Consider the following 9,018-nt stretch of genomic DNA (forward strand, 5'->3'; position numbering starts at 1 on the left):
CCACGAAATCCGGACAAACTATCTCCATGAATCAGCCAGAACCCCTGCGACAAACGCCGGAGCAACTCAGGGCCGAGGTGCGCTTCCGCAGCTTTCACAGCAAGCTGTACGACGAGGTGCAGCAATACATGCAGATGGTGCTCAAGCACCGCGTGGACGAGCTGCGGCGGCTGATGGCGCGCGGCTTCGAGCTCAGCCCGTTTCTCGAGATCGGGGCCGAGACCGGCGCCAACTCGCTGGCGTTGGTCAACGGCTGCGCGGCAAACGGCTTCGCACTGGACGTCAGCCTGCAAGCCCTGGTCAGCATGGAGGGCTACGCCCGGCGGATGGGGCTCCAACGGCTGCCCGAACGGATCTGCGCTGACGCGCGCAACCTGCCGTTGGTCAACCGCTCGATGCGTTTCGAGCTGTGCTGGGGAACGCTGCATCACTTCGACGATCCCGGCCCGGCCTCGCGCGAGTTGCGGCGGGTGATCCGGCCCGACGGCGCGTTGCTGTTCGACGGCGAGCCGGTGCGAAGGCTGCTGAGCCTGCACCTGTGGCGCACCTGCGACCCGCAGCAGATGGGTCGGCGCGACAGGCTGCTGCTGGGAATGGGGCTGCTGCCCTGGTTGGCCGACATCGCCGGGATCGAGCCGCTGTGCGCCGGAGCATTGGAGAACAAGTTTCCGATCGACGTCTACAAGCGCGGGCTGTCGGCCTTCGAGCGCATTGAGTACGGCTACCGGCCGCTGGTCGCCGGCGACCGCCCCAGCCACGGGCCACTAGCCTCCGCGTTGTTCAGGCTGCTGCCGCCGCTGTTGGCCGACCGGCTGCCGACCTACCTGTTCGGCGGCACGATGCACGGCATCGCCCGACCATCGGACGAGAGCCCGGCGGTGCCGATCATGACCAACGGTATGCCCGGAGTGTCCGGCGGCGGCGACCTGATCGTGCTCAAGCGCGTGGGGCAGGACCGACTGCGTCTGGCCTTTGAGCACCCGCTGGATCCAAATAACGGCCTGGGGCTCAGCGTGGAGGGTGCGGAAGTGCGGCCGCGCATCAGCGGCCGTCTGGTCGAGCTGGACCTGCCGCGCACTGCGGTCCGGGCCGCCCAGATGCGGATGCGGATCGATCTGAGCAACGGCGCGCGGCTTAAGGCCCTGGCCCTGGACGGCGGTCAAGATCAGCCGCTGGTGATCCCCGCCGCGCCTCCGCCCGAGGCCGGTGGCCCGTTGGCCTGTCCGGCCTGCCTGGTAATTGGCGAGGGCTGCGCTCCAGAGTTGTGCGGACGGCCGTGTCTGGCGGCCTGTGCACGGGGCGCGTTGAGCGTTGAGCACGGCCGGGCAAAGGTCGATTTCGACCGCTGCACGCGCTGTATGGATTGCGCCCGCGCCTGTCCTTTTGGCGCGGTGGACCGCCAGCCGCTGTCCGCGGATCTTGAGTGCTCCAACTGCGGCGAACGCTACCCGGTGGTCGACGGAGTTAAGGTGCTGCTCGAGCCCCACGTGCGGCAGGCGCTCTACCCGCAGATCGGCGAGTAACAGAACCACCGGACAACCCGACCCACCTTGGCACCTTTTAAGTGCCCGTAAAACACGCGAGCGGAACATCATAATTGTTCAATGATGCTCTCCGCGGTGCGGGATTGGTCAATGTTAACAATAATCGCAGTGCGCGAGTTTTGCCGTAGCTCCAAGCTGCCGCGGGGTGGGTCGTTGGATTAAGACCAGCGAACTATGCGTGTTTTGCGGCGGCTCGAAGCCGCCTCACTCGCGTTCGAGCAAATGGATCGGGGGATCTCCGTTGACCACGTCTTCGCCCATCTCCAGGGCCGAGAGCTTGACCTGCACCGGCCCGTCGCCCTCGTGGTCGGGGAACGAGACGAACGCGACGTAGATCCGGTGCGCGCCGTAGTGCACGCCCTCCACGCTGTAGACGTCTCTGAGGGTCAGCTCGTCCTGGGCGCCGGTTGGCAGGTCGAAGAGCCGCACCAGATAGCCGACCTTGTCGCGGATCGGCAGGGTCGCCGCCTCGTCGATGTCCAACTCGCGCAGGGTCTTGCGGTCCGGCGGCTCCTGGGAAACGTAGAGCGCCAACCGACCCGAGCCGCTGGAGTACTCAACGGACATGGCCAGGGTTAAAAAGCTCGGGCTGTCATCGAGCGGGTCGACGCCGAAAATTGCGAAACGCTCGAGCTGGTAGACCGGCAGGCCGTCGAACTCGTCGGTCATGTCGTAGGCGTCGCAGCCGACGAGCAGCGTCAGCGCCAGGATCAGCGCCGTGGACAAGGGCAAGCTAACGCGGTTCATCGTCACTCCTGCGCTGTTGCTTGATTGGCATCAGCACCTGCAGCTGCAGGGCCAGGCTGACTCCGCCCAGCTGCTTGAGCACGTAGAAATCCTCGGTGGGGATGTGATCGTAGGACAGCAGCAGGCCCGGACAGATCAGCAGCGGCCCGGCGTCGATCTCGAACGCCGCGCCGACCCGCGGCGAGAACCCGGTGCTGAACGATTTGCGCTCGTAGTCGATCAGCTCGTCGCGCACGTGCAGCCGCGACTCGACGAACGATACGGCGAAGGCCAGGTCGATCTTCATCACCCACGGCTCGAGCACGTAGCCCAGGGAGGCTGAGCCGCCGTAGACGTCGATCAGGCCCGCGTGGTCGCCATCGGAGCTCGACGCGCGTCGGCCGACGAATTCCAGCCGGGTTTCGATCATCGGCGAGGGCATGTAGATCAGGCCGCCGCCGCACAGCAGCGGCGTGCCGCTGGTCACGTTGTCGAAGTCCGGGTCGATGGCCAGCGAGGCGCCGAGGTGCCCCACCGCGCCGATTATGTGCTGGGCGTTGCGGTCGCGCAGCGAGCGGTGGGCTGCGGCGGGCTGGACCAGCACTAGAGTCAGCAGGATTCCGATCAGTACGCAGAGATTTTTGTACATCAATTTATTCTAACCGATCTTAGTCAATGGTTCTCATCGTCGTTGGCGCCCTTGTCGGCGTGCGTTGTAAAACCCTGTTGGGCGCTGGGGATGGATAATCCGAATCCGGGACTGGCATAGAGGTAGGCCATTTTATCGCCCGGGCCCATCGGCCATTTTTGCACCGGCCGATAGTTGCGCTCCAGCGCTGCCTTCCACAGCTCCTCGTCAATGCCGCGGAGCATCCGATCGCCCTGTGGGGTGTACGACAGCGGATTGTCCAAATCACCGTGGGTGTAGACCAGCACCAGGTCGGGTCCGCGCTGGAGCAGCTCGTGCGCCACCACGGAGTTGCGGTCGACCTCGGCCCCTTTGCGGCGGGACTGATGGAAGGTCTGCGCCACCGGTTTGTCGATCAGGCCGAAGGCGTCGAGGATCCGTAGCTCGGAGTAATAGCCGACCGCGCCGATGCGCTTGGTCGCCAGACTGGTCTGCTCGGGATAGAGCCGACCCAGGTGCTTGCCGATATTGCGCTGATAGACACCGCTCATCAGGTTCTGCGGATAGCCGCCGGGGTCTTTCACAAGGTCGCGGGTCTTGGCCATGTTGGTCGGCATGGTCAACAGGGCGGCGAGCAACAGCAGCGACCAGGCCGCGCGCGAGTTCAGCGCGCCGCCGGTCAGACGTTCCCAGCCCAGGACGATCAGCAGCGCCAGCAGCGGCAGGTAGGGCACCCAGAAACGGGCGTAGGCCATCCAGTCGAAGTTAGCGTGGATCACGAAAATCAGGCCGCAGCAGATGGTCAGACCGGCGAACAGCCGAGCGCGTTGCCCGATTCCGATCAGCCCGGCCAGAGCCGCGACGCACAGCGCCGGAGCGCCCGTGCCGCGCAAGAAGGCCATGGTGTAGTGCAGTCCGCCCCAGGGCCGCGGCCGCGAGGGCAGCCAGTCGAACGATTTTGCGTAGAACGTGTTGGGCAGCCAGTCGCCGAAGTAGGTCCGCCTGAAGATCATCATCCCGACCAGTCCGGCCAGCGCCGCGCCGATCCACAGCGCCTTGCCCATTCGTTTTCCGCGAGGCGCCACCGCCAGGCGCGCCGCGGACCAGGCCGTTCCCAGCCCGAGCAACAGCACGCCCTCGGGCCTGGTCAGGGCCGCGGCCAGTCCCACCAGCGGCAGAACGTCGCGCGTGCGTTCTCGGGGCGAGGCGATGATCCATACGCCGAGGATCAGCCACAGGCCGAACAGCATGGTCTCCATGCCCGAGATCGAGTAGAAGGCAAACCCGGTGTTGCCCGCGACCAACACGGCCAGCGCCAGCATGCCGGTTGCGCCGGGCTTGGCCAGTCGCTTGAGCAGCACCAGGGCCAACGTCAGCATGCCCATTGCCGCGGCAACGCCCAGGAACTTGGCCAGCGGCTGAATGTCGAGGCCCAGTCGCGAGCCCAGGCTCAGCAGCAGCACCCATAGCAGATTGGAGAAGCCCTCGACGCGCTCGCCCACGTTGTAGACCAGCCCGTTGCCCGCCGCGAGGTTGCGCGCGTAGCGGAACGAGATATACGAGTCGTCCGGGGTGAAGCGCAGCAGCACGATCTGATGGGCCATCAACATGCCTATGCCCGCGGACATCGCCGCCAGCTCGCCCAGGCTCGGTTGAGTTCGATCGCTTTGCATAACGTGCTGTAGCGTATTGAGCGCGCGTCTTGCAGTCAACGCGCGGCGGGCTCGACACTTGATCTTGCCGCGGCCAGCGTTCAAGCTTGAGCGATCGAACGACCGAGAAAACGGAGGCCCGGATGCGAAGATTGCTACAGCTGCTGATCGCCTGCTGCGCCGTGACTGCGGTCTGTGCCACAGCGCAGGCCACGGTCGTCTTTCCGCGCACGCTGACCCGTACGGCCGACGCGGTGATCCTCGAGGCGCGCGATTGTGGCGAGTTGCTCGGCGCGCCGCTGCAAAACTACCGCATGCTCGCGCTGCAGGATAACCAGCTGCAGCCGATCCCGTTTCAGCTCGATGAGCGCGATTCAGATGGCGAGCTGGTCTTTCCCTTCGGCCGCAAGGCCAATCAGGACCAGGACGAGGGAAAGTTCGACGCCAACGACCTGATCGTGTTCATGGCCACGGACGCGGGCGGCCGCGCGCCGGTGCAACTGTGGCCCGCGGGGCGCAACGGCGCGGTGGAGATCGAACTGGTCGATCCGCTGGACCAGGGTCGCGCCTGGGTCTACCTGTTCCGTTTCGACTCGGCGGCGCCCGCGCTCTCGCCCACCGATTACGTGAACTACGACCACCAGCAGCAGATGGTCCGCGCGCGCTATTTCATTATGGGCTTCGCGCCCGAGGCGCCGATCGGCATCGGCTACCTGGGGTACACGCCCGAGGGCGGGGGCGACGGCTCGAACCTCGCGGATCGGCTCAAGGTGCGCTTTGAGGCCGACACGCTGTTCAGCATCCACATCTCGAAAAACGAGGAGGACTTCACCTCCAAAACAATCGCCTGGATCGACGGTCCGGTGCGCGTAGTGCGGCGCACCAAGAACCGGATGATCCTCTTCTGGAGGATTCCCTCGCCCAGCGCGGTGCTCGACAACATCTACTACGCCAACGCCTTCGAGTTCCCCACGCGGATCGACCTGCCCTTCAATGTGGACTCCATGCTTAGCAATCCACGGTTCTACGTCAGCACCGACACGCGGGCCGTGGATTTCGAGCGCAAGTTCTACAACGAGCGCAACACCCGCGGCGTGCTGATCGACGGCAAAATGAGCCCCAAGGAGCAAACGCTGGATCGCCGCACTTATAAGTGGATGGCGATGGCCGGCACCACGCCGGAGTGCGACGGAGCGTTCATCAATCGGCTGGTCTTTGACGAGCAGGCGACCAAGGTCGTGCCGCGTTTATTCTACCGCGACAACGTCAACGTGCCCTCGCCGCCGGAGAAGTACCCGGGCAGCGTGGGCGAGGCCGGTTACGTGCTGAGCAACCTTGAAAGCGTGGAGGCCGGAGCGCTGGAGCTGGTCTCGATCATGTACCACACCCGGAGATACAAGCCCGGCGACGAGATCGAGTTCATGAATATCCTGGACCACCCGCTGCAGGTCAAAGCGCGCTATTCCGCCGATTGACCGTCGCCGAACAACGGCGGGGTGAGGGAATGTTGAAAAACAGTATTCCCTAATCCACAAGTCGGCCCACGCGGACCTCTGCCGGCAGGTCAGGGGGCGCGTCGGGCTCGATGCGAGACTGGTGGATCAGCGCGGCGCACGTTCCCAGGGCCACGCCCAGCAGCGCCCCGGCCGCCACATCGCTGGGCCAGTGCACGCCGATGTAGACCCGCGAGAGCGCGATCAGCGCGGCCAGGGGGAACAGTAGCCAGGCTCGTCGTCGCCTGCGCCAGCTCAGGAAAACAGCGGCCGCGAACAGGTTGGCCGCGTGGGCGCTGGGGAACGAACGGCTGGACGAGCAGTTGCCCTCGGGCGTGAGCAGCCGCACCTGCTCCAAGGTGTGGCATGGGCGCTCGCGGCCGACCAGCGGTTTAATCACGTCCGAGGCAATCAGGTTGGTCAGCAGGATCAGCGCCAGGCAGACCAGGGTCTCGCGCCTGGTGAACGGCACGCCGCGCCACAGGCTGAGGATCAGCAGCAGCGCGAGCAGCAGCCCCCAGGGCCACGCCGTGTGAAACGAGGGCATCAGCGCGTCCAGCGGCGCGCAGGCCCAGCCGGAGTTGATCCAGCGAAAGAGTGCGAGATCGATCATCGAGACATTCTACAAAAAAATCCCCGGGTCGGGTGGTTCCCGGCCCGGGGATCGAGCTTACATCGTACGGAAGCTGATTACTTGCCGCCGCCCATGGTCGCACCGCCGGTCTGCTTGTGGATCGGGGTCTTGTGGGGGGTCGACTGGCTGCTGGACTTGCCGATCGACGGCGAGCCGGTCGGGGGCTTCGGGGTCGGAGTCTTGGTCGAGGGGACGTAGACCCGGAACGCGCCGGACTCGATCACCTCGCCGTTGGGAGTGACGATCTTAAGATCCCACTCGCCCAGCTCGGCGCCGGTGAGGTTGAAATTACAGCTGAGCTTGGTCTCGTCGATCACGCCGACGTCCGTAGCCTCGATCGTGTTGGCTCCGGCCACCAGATAGACCTTGGTTTCCATCGGTACGAAGCCGCTGCCGATCAGCTCGTCGATTTCGACGACCCTACCCTTGACGCCCTTTACCGGGTCGATCGAGACGAAGGTCGGGACGGGACCGGCGACCTCTTCGGGGGTCGGCTCGGGCGTGGGCTCGGGCATCGGGACCGGCGTGGGCTCGGGGGTGGGCGCGGGCTTTTTCTTGAGGAAGTCGCATCCACCGGCTACCACGGCCAGCACGAAGATCAACGTAATTACTAATGCTATCTTTTTCATATCCTGTGCTCCCCCACCTGCTTAGGGAATGTCTCCGGCTTGCAGCCGAGAAGACGATTTGTTACGGACACACACAGAACGCCATTATCCGTCGTGAACCTTAGCGTTCTCTATGCACTTGCTGATTGTCGTTCAGCATAGTGCAGCGAAATAAGTGCTGTCAATCGAGTTTTTCAATTGCAGCCGCACCCGCGCTCGTCCTGGTCTTGGCTATCGTCGTCATCGTCGCGCGCGCCCAGCGGCTGGGTGCGCAGCAGCAGCGTTGCCAGGCTGTGGGCGGGCAGCAACAGGCTGCACGCGCCCGACCGGTCGATGGTCACACTCGGCCCGTCGACCGCGCGTTCGATCAAATCCAACGGCTCGGCGCTGAGAATCCGTCTGCCCGGCAGGCTCAGCCGCACGGTCGTATCCGCGCCTTGCACCTCGTGCAGCCGCAGCACTACGCTGCGGCTGTCCGGTCCGTCCCAGGGCCGCTTGAGCGCGCTGATCAGCACATTGTCCGGCTCGACGATCGCCCACGATCCGGCGGGATCGAGCGCGCCGCCGTGGCTGTCGGTGCTCACTACCGGCGGCTGCATGTTGAAACTCCATCCGGCCTGGGGCATGCGCGCCGCGGCCCAGTCGCCGGAGAATGGACGCAGGCCGTAGATCGCGGTGAAGCTGCCGCGGTCGCCGATCGGCCCGCCGCGGTTGGCCAGGATGTTGCCCAGCCGCGGGCTCTGCGCGGCCTTGAGCAGGGTCAGGCGCAGGATATTGGCCCGGCCGCCGTGGATCCCGGCGGCGTTGCGGTCGTTGAGAATGTCGAAGCCGTACTTGTTGCGCGAGAGCAGGGCCACGCCGCGGCCCGGCGTTGCGGCCACGCTGTCAAGGATCGCCACCCACTTATGGCCAAGCGCCTCGTAGTTGTACGGCGGGTTCTCGTCGTGGCGGCGCACCAGCGTGCCGTAGGGGATGTCGTAGATCGCCTCGGCCGGCGCGTTCTCCAGGTTCAGCGGGAAGGCGACCTTGGCCAGCCGGTTTTCGACCTCGCCCCAGTTGTCGATTCGCGTCTCAAAGCGCAGATGATCGGCCCCGGCATCGAGGATCACGTCCTGCTCGATGTACAGCTCCTCAAAGCTGCGGGCGATGCGGATTCGCGTACGGACCGGACCGGGCTCGATCACCGTAATCGACAACGCGTTGTCCACTGTCTGCGGCTGGCTGCCGTACTTGTCGTAGTCCAGGTTCCAGGCCGGGTAGATGTTGCGGCGCTCGCGATAGAGCTGGATCACGTTGGCCGGTCGGCCGGGCTCAATCGCCTCTGCGCCGCTAGCCTTGTGGACCACGCTGAGCAGGTGGCCGGTTTGCGGGTCGAGCTCGGCGCGCAGCAAATCGTTTTGGAGCACCATTCCCTCGGCGCGGACCCCGCCGCTCGCAGTTATTTCGCCATCGACCAGCGCCACGGCCGTCCAGCCCAGCGGCGGCAAATCGTTGACGCGCACCAGCATCCGTCGCGCCTCTTCACTCCATTGGCCCAGCAGCGGCTCGCCGTCGGGCCCGTAGGCCTGCCAGCCGCGCAACGGCGGCTCCTGAGTCAGCTCGACCAGCGCGTCGCGGGTAAAGCTCAGCGGGTTGAACACCAGGTAGACCTTGGACGCACCCAGGTGCGTGGCGAACGAGGTATCGACCGCCTCGGCCAGCTTTTGCATGCCCCACTGCGCCAGCTCGTCCAG

Annotated in this window: 8 protein-coding genes; 2 read left to right on the forward strand and 6 right to left on the reverse strand. The window is 65.3% G+C overall.

What is annotated here, in order from left to right:
* Nucleotides 1–26: 26 nt before the first annotated feature.
* Complete coding sequence (locus tag P9M14_14370) at nt 27–1,523, forward strand: methyltransferase domain-containing protein (GenBank protein MDP8256932.1); 1,497 nt, start codon at nt 27–29, stop codon at nt 1,521–1,523.
* A 225-nt stretch (nt 1,524–1,748) separates the two neighbouring features.
* Here the strand turns inward: P9M14_14370 and P9M14_14375 are convergent, their stop codons facing one another.
* The 3 genes from P9M14_14375 to P9M14_14385 are packed head-to-tail and all read right to left on the reverse strand — an operon-like array spanning nt 1,749 to nt 4,571.
* A complete protein-coding gene (locus P9M14_14375) occupies nt 1,749–2,291 on the reverse strand; it encodes a hypothetical protein (GenBank protein MDP8256933.1) in 543 nt (180 codons plus the stop codon).
* Nucleotides 2,278–2,919 (reverse strand): hypothetical protein, encoded by a 642-nt coding sequence (locus P9M14_14380; GenBank protein ID MDP8256934.1) that lies wholly within the window; start codon nt 2,917–2,919, stop codon nt 2,278–2,280. Before P9M14_14380 ends, P9M14_14375 begins: the two co-directional genes overlap by 14 nt.
* Before the next feature lie 23 nt (nt 2,920–2,942).
* The gene (locus tag P9M14_14385) at nt 2,943–4,571 is read right to left on the reverse strand and encodes a hypothetical protein (protein ID MDP8256935.1); all 1,629 of its coding nucleotides are present in this window, start codon (nt 4,569–4,571) and stop codon (nt 2,943–2,945) included.
* A gap of 122 nt (nt 4,572–4,693) precedes the next feature.
* On the opposite strand from P9M14_14385, the gene P9M14_14390 reads away from it, so the two are divergent.
* Nucleotides 4,694–6,025: a hypothetical protein gene (locus P9M14_14390; GenBank protein ID MDP8256936.1), complete on the forward strand. Its 1,332-nt coding sequence runs from the start codon at nt 4,694–4,696 to the stop codon at nt 6,023–6,025.
* 49 nt (nt 6,026–6,074) lie between these two features.
* On the opposite strand, the gene P9M14_14395 is transcribed toward P9M14_14390, so the two are convergent.
* The 3 genes from P9M14_14395 to P9M14_14405 form a co-directional block, all read right to left on the reverse strand.
* Nucleotides 6,075–6,656 (reverse strand): phosphatase PAP2 family protein, encoded by a 582-nt coding sequence (locus P9M14_14395; protein MDP8256937.1) that lies wholly within the window; start codon nt 6,654–6,656, stop codon nt 6,075–6,077.
* A 77-nt stretch (nt 6,657–6,733) separates the two neighbouring features.
* Complete coding sequence (locus P9M14_14400) at nt 6,734–7,306, reverse strand: hypothetical protein (GenBank protein ID MDP8256938.1); 573 nt, start codon at nt 7,304–7,306, stop codon at nt 6,734–6,736.
* Nucleotides 7,307–7,479: 173 nt separating this feature from the next.
* The coding region (locus P9M14_14405; GenBank protein MDP8256939.1) for a glycoside hydrolase family 38 C-terminal domain-containing protein at nt 7,480–9,018 on the reverse strand (1,539 nt) is incomplete at its 5' end.

It is taken from the genome of Candidatus Alcyoniella australis (genome assembly GCA_030765605.1).
Classification (GTDB): Bacteria; Lernaellota; Lernaellaia; order JAVCCG01; family Alcyoniellaceae; genus Alcyoniella; species Alcyoniella australis.

What these genes read in the sequence shown, in the direction of transcription:
- P9M14_14375 (MDP8256933.1), bottom strand. Translation starts at nt 2,291, where the DNA reads ATGAACCGCGTTAGCTTGCCCTTGTCCACGGCGCTGATCCTGGCGCTG.
- P9M14_14390 (MDP8256936.1), top strand. Translation starts at nt 4,694, where the DNA reads ATGCGAAGATTGCTACAGCTGCTGATCGCCTGCTGCGCCGTGACTGCG.
- P9M14_14400 (MDP8256938.1), bottom strand. Translation starts at nt 7,306, where the DNA reads ATGAAAAAGATAGCATTAGTAATTACGTTGATCTTCGTGCTGGCCGTG.
- P9M14_14370 (MDP8256932.1), top strand. Translation starts at nt 27, where the DNA reads ATGAATCAGCCAGAACCCCTGCGACAAACGCCGGAGCAACTCAGGGCC.
- P9M14_14395 (MDP8256937.1), bottom strand. Translation starts at nt 6,656, where the DNA reads ATGATCGATCTCGCACTCTTTCGCTGGATCAACTCCGGCTGGGCCTGC.
- P9M14_14380 (MDP8256934.1), bottom strand. Translation starts at nt 2,919, where the DNA reads ATGTACAAAAATCTCTGCGTACTGATCGGAATCCTGCTGACTCTAGTG.
- P9M14_14385 (MDP8256935.1), bottom strand. Translation starts at nt 4,571, where the DNA reads ATGCAAAGCGATCGAACTCAACCGAGCCTGGGCGAGCTGGCGGCGATG.